This is a genomic window from Neisseria sp. HMSC061H08 (genome assembly GCF_001836795.1).
GTDB classification, from domain to species: Bacteria; Pseudomonadota; Gammaproteobacteria; order Burkholderiales; family Neisseriaceae; genus Neisseria; species Neisseria subflava_A.
On the sequence record NZ_KV830580.1, the window covers coordinates 1 to 17,821 of the forward strand.

Here is a 17,821-nt window from a genome sequence, read left to right on the forward strand (position 1 = left end):
GAAGGTGCTCATGAGAAATCCCCTAAATGTCTGGGTGAGAATTTAGGGGATTTTGAGGAATTTTGCAAAGGTCTCAGTTTAAATAAATGACTTTCATTTGATAGGTTAATTTTTATACTGAATACATCAAATATGAGACAACAGAAAAAACATAAAATAAGAATAATTATAGCAACCGTAAAATTTATTCTTAATATTTTCAGATAAAATTTATTGGATATTTTTTGTATTCCAAACAGCACCCTGAAAGATTTGAATTGCATACTTCCAATAAATAGATATTCCAAAAACCCTATATCCATCCCTTCTGATTTTAATATTTTATATACCATTACTGAATTAATTATAATTGCAATAAAATACAAAAATACTAAACAAAACAGAAAATAAGGCAATAACTCCACCAAACTACTCCTTCTTTTTTAAAAAGAATTTTCCCTAAAAATATATTGGACGACATAACCGAATTGCTATACTCGACATTATATTCCAACCCTTCACAAACCAATAAATACAAAAATGCCCGAAGCCAAAAGCCTCGGGCATTTTTAATATTTGGTGGGTCCGGTGGGTTTCGAACCCACGACCAAGGGATTATGAGTCCCCTGCTCTAACCCCTGAGCTACAGACCCGTCAAGAGTAGAAGCGGATTATAGCATAACTTGTTGCTTGTTCAAGATGCCGGGCAAATGTTTCAGACGGCCAGTTGGTTTTCTATTCGGGCATTATGCCGATACACCCAATGCTTCCCAAACTTTCAAAGCATCTGCCGTTGCTTTAACATCGTGAACACGGATGATTTGCGCGCCTCGGGCGACTGTGGCCAAAGCGGCTGCCACGCTGCCGTGTACGCGTTTGGCGGCATCTTGTTCGCCTGTCAGCTCGCCAATCATGCTTTTGCGCGATATGCCGATCAGAAGGGGGAATCCGGTTGCTTCCATCAACTCAGGCAAATGTTGTATCAGGGTAATGTTGTGTTGCAGGTTTTTGCCGAAACCGAAGCCGGGGTCGAGCGTGATGCGTTCGGGGGCAATGCCTGCTTGAACGCATTCTGCCGCGCGTGCTTTTAAATAACGCGCGATTTCTTCGACGACATCTTGATATTGCGGATTAAGCTGCATGGTTTTGGGCAAACCCTGCATGTGCATGAGACACACGCCTGTCGTCGGCTGTTGAGCCAATAATGCGACTGCGCCTTCATCACTCAATGCGGCAACATCGTTGATAATATCGACGCCGCCTTGCGCCAAGGCTTTTTCCATGATTGCCGTGTGGCGCGTGTCCAAGCTGACGGGAACATTCCACTTGGCCACTTCCGCCAAAACCGGCTGCACTCTGGCCCATTCTTCTTCGAGAGAAACATCATCCGCACCCGGGCGGGTAGATTCGCCGCCGATATCAAGAATATCCGCGCCGTCTTTCAGCAGCTGCTCGGCATGTGCCAATGCTGTTGAGACATTTTGCGAATAGGTGCCGCCATCGGATAATGAATCGGGGGTCAGATTGACGATGCCCATGATTTTCGGTTTGTCCAAGGCGATTTCAAATCGGCCTGCCTGCCAAATGCGTGTGTTCATAATGCGTCCATTGATGAAATAATAGGATAGAGGCCGTCTGAAATTTTTCAGACGGTCTTTAGGTTTTGACTTCAAACAGTCAATTACATTCCGCCGTAATTCGGCCCGCTTGCGCCTTCGGGACAAATCCAAGTGATGTTTTGCGTCGGGTCTTTGATGTCGCACGTTTTGCAGTGAACACAGTTGGCGGCGTTGATTTGCAGGCGCGGATTACCGTTTTCTTCGACGATTTCATATACGCCGGCCGGACAATAGCGGGTTTCGGGCGAGGCGTATTCTTTGTAGTTTACATCTATCATGACCTGCGGATTTTTCAGCACCAAATGGTCAGGCTGGTTTTCTTCGTGTGCAAGGTTGGCAAGGAAAACGCTGCTCAAACGGTCGAAGGTCAAAACGCCGTCAGGCTTCGGATAATCAATCGGCTTGCATTCGGCGGCTTTTTTGAGCTGCTCGTTGTCTTTGCCGTGATGTTTCAAGGTCCACGGGGCTTTGCCTCTAAAAATCATTTGGTCGATGCCGGTATAGATTGAGCCGAGGTAAACGCCCCATTTGAATGACGGACGGACATTGCGCGCGGCGTAAAGCTCTTGATACAGCCAGCTTTGTTCAAAGCGTTGCTGATAATCGGTGGCTTCTTTGCCACTGTCGAAGCTTTCCACTTCTTCGAGGTTTTCTAACAAAGGAAATACGGCTTCTGCGGCAAGCATGGCGGATTTCATGGCCGTATGGATGCCTTTGATGCGCGGCATATTCAGGAAACCTGCGGCATCGCCGACCAAAACGCCGCCTTTGAACGAGAGTTTCGGCAGGCTTTGCAAACCGCCTTCAATCAACGAACGCGCGCCATAAGCGATACGGCGGCCGCCTTCAAAGGTTTTGCGGATTTCAGGATGGGTTTTGAAACGTTGGAACTCTTCAAACGGCGACAGATAAGGGTTTTGATAATCTAAGCCTACCACAAAGCCGACAGCAACTTTGTTTTCGTCAAAGTGATAAATAAACGATCCGCCATAGGTTTTGCTGTCCAACGGCCAGCCTGCGCTGTGCATAACCAAACCGGGCTGATGTTTTTCAGACGGCACTTCCCAAATTTCTTTAATGCCCAAGCCGTAAGTTTGCGGTTCGCTGTTTTGGTCGAGCTTAAATTGTTCAATGACTTGCTTGGAAAGCGAGCCGCGACAGCCTTCGGCAAATATGGTTTGCTGCGCCCAAAGCTCCATGCCGGGCTGGAATGAATCGGTCGGTTCGCCGTCTTTGCCCACACCCATATTACCGGTCGCAATGCCTTTGACCGAACCGTCTTCGTGATAAAGGACTTCGGCAGCGGCAAAACCCGGATAAATTTCCACGCCTAAATTTTCCGCCTGCTCTGCCAACCAGCGGACAACTTCGCCCAAGCTGGCAATGTAATTCGCATGGTTGTCGAAATTCGGGGTAATCGGCAGGTTGAACGCTTTTTTCTCGGTCAGGAACAAAACCCTGTCCTTCGTCACTGTACGCGTCAGCGGCGCGCCTTTTTCTTTCCAATCAGGAATCAGCTCATTCAAAGAAATCGGATCGATGATGGCGCCTGCAAGCGAGTGCGCACCGGCCTCCGAACCCTTCTCCACCACGCAAACGCTGATTTCGCGTCCATTCTTTTCGGCAAGCTGCTTGAGTTTGATGGCGGCAGACAAACCCGACGGGCCTGCGCCGACAATCACGACATCGTATTGCATACTGTCGCGTTCGATGGTTTCTGTCATAGTGGTTCCTGTATTGTCATTATTCAATTTAATCCGCTAATTATACAGCCTGGACATATAGTTACCAAATACAACAAAAGGCCGTCTGAAACTTTACTCAAATTTCAGACGGCCTTGACTGTATTCAAAAGATTACTGCGCTTTGGTTTCCGTTACAAAACCGATTTTGCTGATACCGGCTTCGCGCGCCGCTTGCAGGGCTTGGTTGACATAATCGTATTCAACCGCTTTATCCGCCGCAATCGCCACAATCACATCTTCGTTTTTCGCTTTGGCTTCTTTCAGCTTGGCAGTTACCGTTGCCAAATCCACTTTGGCATCAGAATCGCCGCCAACAACATAAGCACCACTGGCATCAATGCTCAAACGCAAAGGATCTTTAGGCTGCTGCTTATCCTCTTTTGCCGCTTTTTCCGAAGCAGTCGGCAACTCCAAAGGAATCGAGTGGGTCAGCACCGGCATGGTAATCATAAATACAATCAGCAACACCAGCATCACGTCCACCAAAGGCGTAACGTTGATATCCGACATCGGCGCATCATCGCCGGAATTCATTGATCCGAAAGCCATGGTTTAATCCTTTTGGTTCAGAAGGCGGACATGCAGGTCATGTGCAAATGCGTCCATATCTTGCGCGATGGTTTTCGTACCGCGATTGAGGAAGTTGTACGCCAATACGGCCGGAATCGCCACAAACAGGCCGACAGCAGTCGATACCAAAGCCTCGCCAATCGGACCGGCTACCGCAGCAATGCTCATTTGACCGCTTTCGCTGATGCCGATCAGGGCATGGTAAATACCCCAAACAGTACCCAACAGACCGATAAACGGAGCGGTTGCACCGATAGAGGCCAAAGCGGTCATACCGTAGTCAAACTGGCGCATGGTTTGGGCCAAACTGTTACGGATATGAACGACCAAATATTCGTTCAAAGGCAATTCGTCAATCAGCGATTTGCTTGTCGTTTGACGGTAGTTTTGGTATGCGCGCAGAGACTCATCGGCAACACTGCTCATCGGTGCTTCTACCGCTTTGGCTTTTTGTACGGCATCAGCCAGCGTAAACGCATTCAGCATCAACTCTTTTACCTGAGCATTGCCTTTTTTCGCTTTGCGGTATTTGATGCAGCGGATCACAATAACGCTCCAAGTCACCACACTCATCAACAACATCAGGACAAATACACCAATCAGTACCACATCACCTGATTTGAAAACTAAACTTAAATCCATAATTTTTCCAAGTTAAAAATAAAATTAAAATTTCTATCGGGTCATTTAAAATCATTTCCCAACAGCATATATTTTCTAATCAATCAGCTTAGGCCTAGATACTTATTCGAGCGTGAATTTGACAGGTACTTTAAATTCAGTCCAAACGCTTGCATGACAGCTACCATCTTTAACGGCTTTACGCGCTGCATTATCCAGACGACTATAACCACTTGATTTATTCACACTAATTGAATCCACTTTACCGCCGGGACCAACCAAGACTTTCAAAACAACCAAGCCCTCTTCACCATTTTCAGTGGACAGTGAAGGATACGGAGGTCTTGGAATATGGCAGGTTCCTTTTGCAGGATTGCCTTTACTGCTGCCGGCACCTGTACCGCTGCCACCTCCGCCACCGCCGGTGCCGGAACCATGTTCACCTTTCGCACCGCCGCTGCCAGATCCGCTGCCTTCGCCACGGCCGCTGCCTGTACCTTTCGTACCGCCGCCGTTGCCTTTTCCTTCTCCGCCCAAGGCTTTGCCTTCGCCGTTGCCTTTACCGTTTTCAGCAGTATTCGGCCCGGTTTTGCTGCCTGAGTGTTCAGATGCTTTGGGAGATGGTTTAGGTTCTGCCTTCGGCTCTGGTTTTGGTTCAGGTTTTGGTTCGGGCTTCGGCTCAGGTTTGGGTTCCGGCTTAGGCTCGGGCTTAGGTTTCTCGATCGGTTTTGGTTTTTCCTTTTGCTGTACGATATCCGCTTTTTCTTTTTTCGTTACCACAGGTTTGATAACAGGTTTGGGCGGCTCGACAGGCTTAGGTTTGGGTTTCGGCTTGGGTTTCGGTTGTTCGGGGGTTGGCTCGGGGGCGGCAGGTGCGCCTTCGCCCTCAGGACTACCGTCGCCACCGCCGAAATCGCCTAAATCGACAAATTCAATATTCGCCATTTCGACAGGAGGCGGTTTGTGCGCGTGCCATAAAAGTGCAACCAAACCGACGTGAATCAACGCAACGGAAGTCACGACGGCTGGAGTTAAAATTCGTTTTTTATCCATAATTCCGTTATGTTAATAGCAACAATTCCCGTTTGCAAGTCGTTTTACAGTCAAAATAAGCATTAATGCTTATAGAGAAAGTTTATAGACCTGCTGTTTTAAAGGCTGTATATCATAATATGATATTAGCTCTCATTACTAATATTATCAAACAAGCGGCCATCTGAAAAGATAAACGGTATTAAAAAAGCCATCGACTCTTACAATCTTTATGCCATCCGCACATCAGGCCAATATTTAAACCTCATCAGACCGATAAAAATTCAAATGGTTTCAAACCATCTGTATTTTTTATCCATAAAACATCAGGCCGTCTGAAAACATTCTTTCAGACGGCCTAATTCAAACAAAATCATTTTTTCCGTTTCGCCCTTGGGTGCGCCTCATCATAAACGCGCGCCAAATGGTCAAAGTCCAGCTTTGTATAAACTTGCGTAGCGGAAAGGTTGCTGTGCCCCAACAATTCCTGTACGGCACGGATATCGCCCGATGCCTGCAAAAGATGGGTTGCATAGCTGTGGCGCATCATGTGCGGCGAGATATGGCTGGCACTGCCCACGCGCACTGCCCACGCCTGCAGGCGTTTTTGGATTTGACGCTGCCCCAGCCTGCCGCCGTTTTTATTGGTGAACAAGGCCTGCTCGCCCTCTTTGGCAATACGCACCGCCAGATAATCGCGTAATGCCGCAATGCTTTTGCCCACCAAAGGCACTTGCCGCTGCTTGCCACCTTTACCATTTACACTGACCCAGCCTTCATCCAAGACGATACTGTTCAGATTCAACCCTTGTATCTCGCTCAGGCGCAAACCGCTGCCATACATCAATTCAAACATGGCCTTATCGCGTACATCCAACTCGTCATCAACCGGCGCATGGTCAAGGATATGGTTTAAAGGTTCCTGCGGCAGCGCTTTGGGCAGGCGTTCGGGCAGGCGCGGCGCTTTCATATTAAACGTCGGGTCGCTTTCCATGACTTCTATCTGCACCAGCCAACTGCAATACTGCCGCCATGCCGACAATTTCCTCGCCAAGCTGCTTTCGCTTAAACCCTTTTGCGACAGCTTTTTCAATACCGCCACAAAATCACGGCGCGTCGGCAGGTCGTTTTTCAGATTATCGGGCAACAGGCGCATCAATTCACTCAAATCGCGCCGATAAGCGGAAACGGTATGCTGCGACTTACCTTGTTGCGACAAGGTTTTCAGATAGCGTTCAAGATGAAGCGCAAAATGATTTGATTCCGCCATTTCAGACGGCCTCCAATGCTGCTTTCAAGGCCGAAGGCAGACGGCAGACGCGTTGTTTGCCATAGTCGAAACACACCATGCCTGTCTGTACTTTCGCTAACACAAGGCCGTCTGAAATCCTGCGGATACGGTACAGCAAAGAAAAACCTACACCGGCCACGCCTGCCGCACCCATCTCCACCGATAGCTCATCGCCATGATGACCTTGTGCCAAATACTGCACCGCCGCATCCGCCATAATCAGGCCAACCCCGCCGGCATCCATTTCACTCCAACCCAGCGTCGCCAGCCAACGCATCCGCACTTCATGGCACAAACGCAACACTGCATCGTTCGCCAAATGGCCGCCATAGTTCACATCGCCCACCTGAACCGTCAAGGCCGTCTGAAACAAAGGCTTATCACATTCGGCCACCGAAATCCTATCCATTTTGCACACCCGTTTTCAATACTCTGCCATTATAAACCGAGACCCTGTTCGTTAATATATAAAAACAATGTAGCAGCTTGTAGTTTTTCATTTCAAAAAACATTATAATTTATCGGATAAATTTACCCTTCACTACTTCAGGAGCTTCTCATGGCACTCGTATCCATGCGCCAACTGTTGGACCATGCCGCCGAAAACAGCTACGGTCTGCCCGCATTCAACGTTAACAACCTCGAACAAATGCGCGCCATTATGGAGGCGGCCGACCAAGTCAACGCCCCCGTTATCGTTCAAGCATCCGCAGGCGCACGCAAATACGCAGGTGCCCCATTCCTACGCCATCTGATTTTGGCCGCAGTCGAAGAATTCCCGCACATCCCCGTCGTGATGCACCAAGACCACGGCGCATCTCCTGATGTGTGCCAACGCTCTATCCAACTGGGCTTCTCATCCGTGATGATGGACGGCTCGCTGATGGAAGACGGCAAAACCCCTTCTTCTTACGAATACAACGTCAACGCCACCCGTACCGTCGTTAACTTCTCCCACGCTTGCGGCGTGTCCGTTGAAGGCGAAATCGGCGTATTGGGCAACCTCGAAACCGGCGAAGCCGGCGAGGAAGACGGCGTCGGCGCAGTGGGCAAACTTTCCCACGACCAAATGCTGACCAGCGTTGAAGATGCCGTACGTTTCGTTAAAGATACCGGCGTTGACGCACTGGCGATTGCCGTCGGCACCAGCCACGGCGCATACAAATTTACCCGTCCGCCTACAGGCGATGTATTGCGTATCGACCGCATCAAAGAAATCCACCAAGCCCTGCCGAATACCCACATCGTGATGCACGGTTCCAGCTCCGTTCCGCAAGAATGGCTGAAAGTCATCAACGAACACGGCGGCAAAATCGGTGAAACCTACGGCGTACCGGTTGAAGAAATCGTCGAAGGCATCAAACACGGTGTCCGCAAAGTTAACATCGATACCGACTTGCGCCTCGCCTCTACTGGCGCCATCCGCCGCTTCATGGCAGAAAACCCATCCGAATTCGACCCGCGCAAATACTTGAGCAAAACCGTCGAAGCCATGAAACAAATCTGTCTTGACCGCTACCTCGCATTCGGTTGCGAAGGCCAAGCCGACAAAATCAAACCGATTTCTTTGGAAAAAATGGCAACCAAATACGCCAAAGGCGAATTGAACCAAATCGTTAAATAATCCGTAGATCGGATTCACACTAAGGCCGTCTGAAAACTTGGCAATAAGGTTTCAGACGGCCTTAGCTTTTGGGAAATTTATAGTAAAATCTTCCACCGACTACACATCAAAATACATCGAAAGCAAACATGAAACTCGCCGTTATTTTGCCGGCCTATTGCGCCGAAGCTTATTTGCCCGAATGCTTGGATTCGGTATTGAATCAAACACTCCGCGACTTTTTCGTTATCGCCGTCAACGATGCTTCAACAGATAAAACCGGCGAAATCCTCGAAGCTTACGCAACCGAAGACTCACGTTTGCAGGTTTTCCACCTTCCGGAAAACAGGGGCGAGCCGTTTGCCTGCCAATTTGCCATGAATATGCTCAAAGACGTAGAGGTCGAATATGTGGCACGAATGGACGCGGACGATATTTGCGCCTTGGATCGTTTTGAAAAACAGATTCAGTTTTTAGACAGCCATCCCGAAATCGATATTGTCGGCAGCCAAGCCACCATCTTTTTCGACGACCAATCCGGAAGAGAACCCGTTTTAAGCGACCTCCCCCTGCTCGACAAAGACATTAAAGCCTTTCTCTCCTTTGCCGCCCAAAACATGTTCAACCCCACCACCATGTGGCGGCACGACAGCATTAAAAACCTTGAGATAAACTACACCGCGACAGAAACCGCTCCCGATTTCCATATGTGGGTGCAATGCGCCCTACATGGCAAAACCTTTGCCAACCTGCCCGAGCCTTTGTTGTCATACAGGATACACACAACTCAAGAAAGCAAAAAAAGAGACAAAATCAACAGATCCGTCCAATACACCATGGAGTTGTGGATCAGTCATCTCTTCCCTGATTTGAACGCGACGGAAGTAACGCTCTTAAGCCGCATCTTGTACGAAAAGCAACTGCGCTTGACCACTGAAGAGCTGAAAACCATTTTTGCCGCCTATGACAGAATCAGCAAAGACCGCAGCATTTCATTGTTTGGCGAAGACCGCAATACCATGTTCGACATGATAGACAATTTCTTCAATTTCTTAAAAAGCCGGTTGAAATTCACTTAAATCATAAAAGGCCGTCTGAAACCTCGGTTTCAGACGGCCTTTATCTATTTCAAAATCAATCTAAATCAGAACAAGCCGTGAATCACGCCTTCTGCGTCCACATCAATTTTCTCGGCAGCCGGAACTTTCGGCAGACCCGGCATCTTCATCATATTGCCGCACAACGCAACGATGAAACCTGCGCCTGCGGAAACAGTGATACCGCGCACGGTAATGCGGAAGCCTTCGGGGCAGCCCAACAGTTTGGCGTTGTCGCTCAAAGAGTATTGGGTTTTCGCCATGCAGATCGGCATTTTGTCCAAGCCCAGTTTTTCCAGTGAAGCAATTTCGGCAGACGCTTCCGCGCTGAAATCAACATCTTCCGCGCCGTACACTTTTTGGGCAATCGCACGGATTTTGTCTTTAATGCTCAACTCAACATCGTAGGCAAAATTGAAGTTGTTCGGTTGATTTTCGATGGCGTTAACGACTTTATGCGCCAAGTCTGCGCCGCCCGCGCCGCCTTTGCCCCATACTTCGGTCAGGGAAACTTCAACGCCGTGTTCGGCGCAGGCTTTTTCAATCATTGCCAACTCGGCATCGGAGTCGGACACGAAGCGGTTGATGGCGACGACGACGGGCAGGCCGAATACGTTTTTCAGGTTGGAAATGTGTTTCAGCAGATTAGGCAGACCTTTTGCCAAGGCTTCGAGGTTTTCTTCGCCGAGATTGGCACGCTCCACGCCGCCGTTGTATTTCAAAGCGCGGACAGTGGCCACGACAACAGCCGCATCAGGTTTCAAATCCGCCAGACGGCATTTGATGTCGCAGAATTTTTCCGCACCCAAATCCGCGCCGAAGCCTGCTTCGGTTACGGCATAATCGGCAAGGTGTTTCGCCAAACGGGTAGCCGTTACAGAGTTACAGCCGTGGGCGATGTTGGCGAACGGGCCACCGTGTACGAAGGCGGGCGTGCCTTCGATGGTTTGCACCAAGTTAGGCTTAATCGCATCTTTGAGCAATGCCGCCATCGCGCCATTCGCTTTCAAATCTTTGGCATAAACAGGACTGCCGTCTTTGGCATAGGCGACAAGGATGTTGCCCAAACGCTCTTTCAAATCGCTGATGTCTTTGGCAAGGCAGAATACCGCCATCACTTCGGAAGCAACGGTAATGTCAAAACCGTCAGGACGCATCACGCCGTCAACAGGTTTGCCCATACCGTCGATGATGTTGCGCAACTGGCGGTCGTTCATATCGACCACGCGACGCCACAGGACGCGTTTTGGATCGATGTTCAACTCGTTGCCTTGGTAGATATGGTTGTCGAGCATGGCAGCGAGCAAGTTATTCGCCGCGCCGATGGCATGGAAGTCGCCGGTAAAGTGCAGGTTGATGTCTTCCATTGGCAAAACTTGGGCATAGCCGCCGCCTGCCGCGCCGCCTTTAACACCAAACACCGGACCCAAAGAAGGCTCGCGCAGGGCGATAACGGAATCTTTACCGATATGGCGCAATGCGTCCGCCAAACCGATGGTTACAGTGGTTTTACCCTCACCCGCAGGAGTCGGATTAATGGCGGTCACCAAAATCAGACGGCCTTGTTTTTGCGGCAACTTGAATGCCTCGGCAGGATTGATTTTGGCTTTGTAATGACCATAGGGCTCGATGTTGTCAACGTTCAAACCCAGCTTGGCGGCAATTTCACCAATCGGGCGCATGGTGGAAGACTGGGCAATTTCAGCATCGGTTTTGAAGCTCATGATTTTCCTTTATTGAGAGAGGGAAAGGCCGTCTGAAACAATATAATTAAAGACGGCTGGAAGAAAAAGAATATTAGTTCTATTATAGCGTTTTCCAAAGACAAACCGCAGTGAAAATTTCGATATTTCATCAACAAGCGGATTCATATTGTCAACAATTTGAAACAAAGGAATAAAACATGAGCAGCAACGCATGGCTGTTTTGGGCATTAGCATCGGCAGGCTTCGCCTCATTGACCGCCATTTTCGCCAAAATGGGTTTACAGGGTATAGATTCAGATTTCGCTACCTTTATCCGCACCTTGGTCATCCTCGCCGCTTTGGTATTGTTTTTAACCTACACCGGCAAATGGCAGGGCGTGAACGGCTTTACCGGCCGCAACTGGACATTCCTCATCCTATCCGGCCTCGCTACCGGCGCATCTTGGCTTGCCTACTTCAAAGCCCTGCAACTGGGCAACGCCTCACAAGTCGCGCCCGTCGACAAATTCAGCCTGGTCTTGGTCGCCCTGATGGCCGTCGTTTTCTTAGACGAACGCCCAAGCACGCAGGAGTGGATAGGCTTAGGCTTGGTAACCGCAGGCGTATTGACTTTGGCTTTGAAACGATAAAGATTGGGACATCAAAAAGGCCGTCTGAAAAATTTCAGACGGCCTTTGCTTTACTTCAAACAATCAGCTCAATATTAATTTGAACCGACTTTGATTTTTTGCCACAAGTTGACAGACAGTTTTTTCGCATCTGCGCTCATTTGAGGCATGACGAAACCGTCTTTCATGTCTTGCTCGTTCGGGAAAATAGAACGTGTGTTCACCAGCTCGGCAGGCATTTTTTCGCGTGCAGGTTTGCTGGCTGGGGCGAAGGTTACGGCGATACCATTTTTCGCAGCCACTTCTGGATCAAGCGTGTAGTTGATGTATTTGTGGGCATTGGCGATGTTTTTCGCATCGGCCGGAATCAGCCAAGATTCAATCCAGAAGCCCATGCCTTTCGGCGTCAAGACTTCAATACCGACATTGTTTTTCACTTCTTCAGAACGGGCTTTCGCCAAGTTCAAGTCGCCGCCGTTACCCGCTGCGAGACAGATGTCGCCGCGCGCCAACTCGTCAATGATGGAAGGGCTGAAACGTTTTACATCAGGACGGATAGACTTCAACACTTCCGCCGCCGCTTTCAAATCTTCAGGATTCGAGCCTTTAGGATCTTTACCCAAGTAATTCAACAAAATTGGGAACATTTCGCTCGGCGTATCCCACAAGGCGATGCCGCATGATTTCAGCTTGTTGGTGTATTCAGGTTTGAACAGCAAGTCCCAGCCGTTTTCAGGCAGCTTGCCGCCCAAAAGCTCTTTACCCTTCGCCGTAATCGCCAAAGTGTTCACACCGGAGAAATAAGGAACGGCATATTGATTGCCCGGATCGGCAGTTTCCAACATCTTCAGCAATTCAGGGTCGATGTTTTTGTAGTTCGGAATCAGATCCTTATTGATTTTTTGGTATGCACCTGCCTCAATTTGGCGCGGCAGGAAGGCAATACCGGGTACAACCAAGTCATAGCCGGATTTGCCGGTCAGCATTTTGGCTTCCAGTGTTTCGTTGTTTTCATACAAATCGTAAGTCAGCTTCAAATTGTTGGCTTTTTTGAAGTCTTCGACTGTACTTTCGTCAACGTAGTTTGACCAGTTGTAGATATTCAAAGTATCGGTAGCGGCTGCCTCGGCATTGGCAGCAGGCGCGCTGCCCGCTTGAGGTTGCTCGGCTTTTTTCTCGCCACCGCCGCACGCGGCCAAAGACAATGCGGCCAATACGGCTAATACAGATTTTTTCATACGGGCAGATTCCTGATGAAAGAGTGGTTAATGTCAATAAATAAGAAACCCTGCACCCCATAAACACCCCGGCGCAGAGTTAGGCTATTGTAATGGAAACGTAAGCAAACGAAAAGCAATATCCATCTGATTTTTATTGAAATAAGGCAGAGCAACATCATCTTTTTCCCAAAAGCGTTGCACCGGCTGTCGTTTTTGGGCAAAATACGGCTGATTTGCGCGCGTTTATAGAGAAAAAGCTTGCATACAAGGAAATCTGTCTTTAAAATTGCGCGTTTACAGAATTTATTTTTCAGGAGATATTCAATATGGCAAACAGCGCACAAGCCCGCAAACGTGCCCGCCAGTCGGTTAAACAACGCGCCCACAACGCCAGCCTGCGTACTGCATTCCGTACCGCTGTGAAAAAAGTGTTGAAAGCAGTTGAAGCCGGCGACAAAGCTGCTGCTCAAGCAGTTTACCAAGAATCCGTTAAAGTCATCGACCGCATCGCTGACAAAGGCGTATTCCACAAAAACAAAGCAGCCCGTCACAAAAGCCGTCTGTCTGCTAAAGTAAAAGCTTTGGCTTAATACTGACGCAGATGCCGGAAATCCTGACAACCAAAGCAGGATAATCGAGCTGATACGATGCCCCTGAGGCCTTGCCTTTCAGGGGCATTGCCGTATTCTATAGCCCAAACCGACTGAATAAAACCATTTCCCCTTTCATCAGGCCGTCTGCAAACAACGGAAACTTTCATGAACAAGATGTTGAAACACTCTCTAAGTATCGGATTCATTGCCGCCGCCCCGCTGGCTGCCGCCGATTCCGCCCTACACTGCACCACCATTCAAGACAACGCCACCCGTTTGGCGTGTTACGACAACATCTACTCGGCGCAACTTCCCCCTCAATCCCCACTGCCACAAGCGCAAACCGAAACCGCCAAAACACCGGTTGACCTCGAACAAAGCGTCCGCAAGAGCATTGAGAAAAAAGAAGCGGCCATCGTATTCGACAACCCTACCCATCCGAATATTTCAGACGACGTATTAAGCGAAACTGCCGACAGCTACACGCCTTTAAGCCTGATGTACGATTTGGATAAAAACGACACACGCGGCCTGTTGAGCGTACGCGAGCACAACCCTATGTACCTCATGCCCGTTTGGTACAACAGCAGCCCCAACTACCACCCAGAATCCCCCAGTCGCGGCGTAACCACGCAGGAAAAATTCAGCGAACAGAAACGTCTCGAAACCAAAATGCAGGTTTCCTTCAAAAGCAAGATTGCCGAAGATTTATTCAAAACCCGTGCCGACGTATGGTTTGGCTATACCCAAAAATCCGACTGGCAAATCTTCAACCAAGGCCGCAAATCCGCACCGTTCCGCAACACCGACTACGAGCCTGAAATCTTCATTACCCAACCCGTTAAAGCAGACCTGCCTTTCGGCGGCAAACTGCGTATGGTTGGCGCAGGTTTTGTTCACCAGTCCAACGGTCAAAGCCGCCCGGAATCGCGATCATGGAACCGGGTTTACGCTATGGCCGGCATGGAATGGGGCAAGCTGACCGTCATTCCTAGAGTTTGGATGCGCGCCTTCGATCAAAAAGGAGATGACGACGACAATCCGGACATCAACAAATACATGGGCTACGGCGACTTGAAAGTCCAATACCGCTTCAATGACAAACAAAATGTTTATTCCGTCCTGCGTTACAACCCCAAAAGCGGACGCGGTGCCGTTGAAGCTGCTTATACCTTCCCAATTAAAGGCAAACTCAAAGGCGTTGTCCGCGGTTTCCACGGCTACGGCGAAAGCCTGATTGATTACAACCACAAACAAAACGGCATCGGCTTCGGCCTGATGTTCAACGACTGGGACGGAATCTAATTCCCCCCATATTGTTCAGACGGCCTGTGCAATCAAGGTGGCCGTCTGAAACAATAAAACAAAACAAGCCATTCGTTTAAAATACTCGTTTCCTAGCGCCCAAACGCGTATAATGCAAAGTTTGGGCAAAACTTGCCGGAATGAAACAAAGATGACAGAAGCAGCAGCCGAAAGCGGAAAAATCGCCAAGGCTTTAAAGAAATACCTGATTACAGGCGTACTGGTTTGGTTGCCGATTGCCGTAACCATCTGGGCGATGACCTACATCATATCCGCCGCCGACAGACTGATCAGCCTATTGCCGGAAAGCTGGCAGCCCCAGCATTTCTGGGGATTCAACATACCCGGTTTGGGCATTGTTGCCGCCACCATCGTCTTGTTCGTTACTGGCGTATTTGCCGCCAACGTTTTAGGCAGACGGATTCTCGGCGCATGGGACAGCCTTTTGGGTCGGATTCCCGTCGTCAAATCCATCTACTCCAGCGTTAAAAAAGTTTCCGAATCCCTGCTCTCCGACAGCAGCCGCTCGTTCAAAACCCCCGTACTGGTTCCCTTTCCACAACCGGGCATTTGGACGATAGCCTTTGTTTCCGGTCATATCCCCGACAAATTCAAAGGCAGCCTGCCGCAAGATGAGGACTATATTTCCGTTTACGTCCCAACCACACCCAACCCGACCGGCGGCTATTACATCATGGTTAAAAAAAGCGACGTTCGCGAGCTGGACATGAGTGTGGATCAGGCATTGAAATATGTAATTTCGCTGGGCATGGTGATGCCGGACGACTTACCGGTTAAAGCCCTACCCGCCCAAAAGCCGTCTAAAAACGGTGATACCGAACACAACAATTAAGGTCTTCTTTTTTCAGACGGCCTTTCCTTCTTTTCAAATTGAACAATATAAAAAGGTGATTTTATGCGTACCAACTATTGCGGCCTTATCAGCGAGCAATACTTAGACCAAACCGTTACCGTCAAAGGCTGGGTACACCGCCGACGCGACCACGGCGGTGTGATTTTTATCGACCTGCGCGACCGCGAAGGCATCGTTCAAGTCGTGATTGACCCTGACACTCCGGAAGCATTTGCCGCTGCCGACTCTTCACGCAACGAATACGTCTTGAGCATTACCGGCCGCGTACGCAACCGTCCTGAAGGTACAACCAACGACAAAATGATTTCCGGCAAAATCGAAATCCTTGCCAAAGAAATCGAAGTCTTGAACGCTGCCGCTACGCCTCCGTTCCAAATCGACGATGAAAACATCAGCGAAAACGTTCGCCTGACCAACCGCGTTATCGACTTGCGCCGTCCTGCCATGCAACGCAACCTGCGCCTGCGTTACCAAGTCGCTATGGGCGTTCGCCGCTACTTGGACGCACAAGGCTTCATCGACATCGAAACACCGATGCTGACCCGCTCCACTCCGGAAGGCGCGCGCGACTACCTCGTGCCGAGCCGCGTTCATCCGGGCGAGTTTTTCGCGCTGCCTCAATCGCCGCAATTATTCAAACAACTGTTGATGGTGGCGGGTTTCGACCGTTACTACCAAATCACCAAATGTTTCCGTGACGAAGACTTGCGTGCCGACCGCCAACCTGAATTCACTCAAATCGATTTGGAAACCTCGTTCCTGAACGAGGATGAAATCATGGACATCACCGAAGGCATGGCCAAACAAGTCTTCAAAGATGCTTTGAATGTAGATTTGGGCGACTTCCCACGTATGCCTTACTCTGAAGCCATGTTCTACTACGGCTCCGACAAACCGGATATGCGTATCAACCTGAAATTCACCGAATTGACCGACCTGATGAAAACGGAAGAATTCAAAGTCTTCCGTGGTGCAGCCGACATGAAAGGCGGTCGCGTGGTCGCTCTGCGTGTACCGAATGGCGCAAAATTCAGCCGCAAAGAAATCGACGAATACACTAAATTTGTCGGCATCTACGGCGCGAAAGGTCTGGCATACATCAAAGTAAACGATGTGAGCAACCTCTCCAACGGCGAAGACAGCGGCCTGCAATCTCCAATCGTGAAATTCCTGTCCGAAAATGCCCTGAAAGAAATCATCGAGCGCACCGGTGCGCAAAACGGCGACATCATCTTCTTCGGCGCAGACAAAACCAAAGTTGTGAACGAAGCCATCGGCGCATTGCGTATCAAAGTCGGCTTGGAACACGGCAAAGACAACGGCTACTTCGTAGACGAATGGAAACCTTTGTGGGTTGTCGATTTCCCAATGTTTGAATACGACGAAGAAGCCGACCGCTACGTTGCCGTACACCATCCGTTCACCGCGCCTAAAGAAGGTCATGAAGACCTGATGGTTTCCGATCCTGCAAACTGCCTGGCCCGTGCCTACGACATGGTATTGAACGGCTGGGAAATCGGCGGCGGCTCTATCCGTATCCACCGCGCAGACGTACAAGAGAAAGTGTTTGCCGCGCTGAAAATCAGCCCTGAAGAGCAACAAGAGAAATTCGGCTTCCTCTTGGACAACCTGAAATTCGGTGCACCTCCTCACGGTGGCCTTGCATTCGGCCTCGACCGTCTGGTTACCCTGATGACCGGTGCAGAATCTATCCGCGACGTGATTGCCTTCCCGAAAACACAACGTGCACAATGTCTGCTGACCAATGCACCTAATGTGGTCGACGACAAACAACTTCGCGAGTTGAGCCTGCGTCTGCGTCAGAAAGCAGTTGAAACAAAAGAAGCATAATTTATCGGTTTAACCTTTAAAATATCAAGGCCGTCTGAAATTTTTGAAATTTCTTTCAAATCTTTCAGACGGCCTTTCTACATTTTGGTCGTTTATATATAATCAAC

The 17,821-nt window shown here is 49.3% G+C and carries 16 protein-coding genes and 1 tRNA gene; 7 read left to right on the forward strand and 10 right to left on the reverse strand.

Annotation, left to right across the window (positions count from 1 at the left end; genetic code table 11):
• Nucleotides 1-556: 556 nt before the first annotated feature.
• The 8 genes from HMPREF2675_RS07840 to HMPREF2675_RS07875 form a co-directional block, all read right to left on the reverse strand.
• Nucleotides 557-632 (reverse strand) — tRNA-Ile (locus HMPREF2675_RS07840).
• A 93-nt stretch (nt 633-725) separates the two neighbouring features.
• A complete protein-coding gene (gene folP / locus HMPREF2675_RS07845) occupies nt 726-1,577 on the reverse strand; it encodes a dihydropteroate synthase (protein ID WP_070814645.1) in 852 nt (283 codons plus the stop codon).
• A gap of 83 nt (nt 1,578-1,660) precedes the next feature.
• Entirely contained in the window at nt 1,661-3,322 is a 1,662-nt protein-coding gene (locus HMPREF2675_RS07850) for an electron transfer flavoprotein-ubiquinone oxidoreductase (RefSeq protein WP_070645844.1), read from the reverse strand.
• Between the two features lie 132 nt (nt 3,323-3,454).
• Entirely contained in the window at nt 3,455-3,892 is a 438-nt protein-coding gene (locus HMPREF2675_RS07855) for an ExbD/TolR family protein (protein ID WP_003748410.1), read from the reverse strand.
• 3 nt (nt 3,893-3,895) lie between these two features.
• On the reverse strand, nt 3,896-4,555 hold the full coding sequence (locus tag HMPREF2675_RS07860; protein WP_070645846.1) for a MotA/TolQ/ExbB proton channel family protein: 660 nt from the start codon (nt 4,553-4,555) through the stop codon (nt 3,896-3,898).
• A 102-nt stretch (nt 4,556-4,657) separates the two neighbouring features.
• Entirely contained in the window at nt 4,658-5,587 is a 930-nt protein-coding gene (locus tag HMPREF2675_RS07865) for an energy transducer TonB (protein ID WP_070645848.1), read from the reverse strand.
• Nucleotides 5,588-5,939: 352 nt separating this feature from the next.
• Nucleotides 5,940-6,836: a tyrosine recombinase XerC gene (locus HMPREF2675_RS07870; RefSeq protein WP_070814646.1), complete on the reverse strand. Its 897-nt coding sequence runs from the start codon at nt 6,834-6,836 to the stop codon at nt 5,940-5,942.
• Between the two features lies 1 nt (nt 6,837).
• Entirely contained in the window at nt 6,838-7,266 is a 429-nt protein-coding gene (locus HMPREF2675_RS07875; RefSeq protein ID WP_070814647.1) for an acyl-CoA thioesterase, read from the reverse strand.
• A gap of 150 nt (nt 7,267-7,416) precedes the next feature.
• Between HMPREF2675_RS07875 and fba the strand changes: the two genes are divergently transcribed.
• Nucleotides 7,417-8,481, forward strand: coding sequence for a class II fructose-bisphosphate aldolase (fba, locus tag HMPREF2675_RS07880; protein ID WP_003686828.1), 1,065 nt, complete (start codon nt 7,417-7,419; stop codon nt 8,479-8,481).
• Between the two features lie 128 nt (nt 8,482-8,609).
• Nucleotides 8,610-9,539 carry a glycosyltransferase family 2 protein gene (locus HMPREF2675_RS07885; protein ID WP_070814648.1) on the forward strand — a complete coding sequence of 310 codons (930 nt, stop codon included), beginning with the start codon at nt 8,610-8,612 and terminating at the stop codon, nt 9,537-9,539.
• 65 nt (nt 9,540-9,604) lie between these two features.
• Here the strand turns inward: HMPREF2675_RS07885 and HMPREF2675_RS07890 are convergent, their stop codons facing one another.
• Nucleotides 9,605-11,281 (reverse strand): formate--tetrahydrofolate ligase, encoded by a 1,677-nt coding sequence (locus HMPREF2675_RS07890; protein ID WP_070814649.1) that lies wholly within the window; start codon nt 11,279-11,281, stop codon nt 9,605-9,607.
• A 179-nt stretch (nt 11,282-11,460) separates the two neighbouring features.
• On the opposite strand from HMPREF2675_RS07890, the gene HMPREF2675_RS07895 reads away from it, so the two are divergent.
• Nucleotides 11,461-11,892, forward strand: coding sequence for an EamA family transporter (locus HMPREF2675_RS07895; RefSeq protein WP_003680126.1), 432 nt, complete (start codon nt 11,461-11,463; stop codon nt 11,890-11,892).
• 74 nt (nt 11,893-11,966) lie between these two features.
• On the opposite strand, the gene HMPREF2675_RS07900 is transcribed toward HMPREF2675_RS07895, so the two are convergent.
• Nucleotides 11,967-13,109 (reverse strand): extracellular solute-binding protein, encoded by a 1,143-nt coding sequence (locus tag HMPREF2675_RS07900; protein WP_070814650.1) that lies wholly within the window; start codon nt 13,107-13,109, stop codon nt 11,967-11,969.
• Between the two features lie 308 nt (nt 13,110-13,417).
• Between HMPREF2675_RS07900 and rpsT the strand changes: the two genes are divergently transcribed.
• From rpsT to aspS, 4 genes are all read left to right on the forward strand, one after another.
• Entirely contained in the window at nt 13,418-13,681 is a 264-nt protein-coding gene (gene rpsT, locus HMPREF2675_RS07905; protein WP_002212556.1) for a 30S ribosomal protein S20, read from the forward strand.
• Nucleotides 13,682-13,849: 168 nt separating this feature from the next.
• The gene (locus HMPREF2675_RS07910; protein WP_070814651.1) at nt 13,850-14,989 is read left to right on the forward strand and encodes a phospholipase A; all 1,140 of its coding nucleotides are present in this window, start codon (nt 13,850-13,852) and stop codon (nt 14,987-14,989) included.
• 151 nt (nt 14,990-15,140) lie between these two features.
• A complete protein-coding gene (locus HMPREF2675_RS07915) occupies nt 15,141-15,842 on the forward strand; it encodes a DUF502 domain-containing protein (protein WP_070814680.1) in 702 nt (233 codons plus the stop codon).
• 63 nt (nt 15,843-15,905) lie between these two features.
• Nucleotides 15,906-17,714 (forward strand): aspartate--tRNA ligase, encoded by a 1,809-nt coding sequence (gene aspS, locus HMPREF2675_RS07920; RefSeq protein ID WP_070589353.1) that lies wholly within the window; start codon nt 15,906-15,908, stop codon nt 17,712-17,714.
• Nucleotides 17,715-17,821 lie beyond the last annotated feature (107 nt).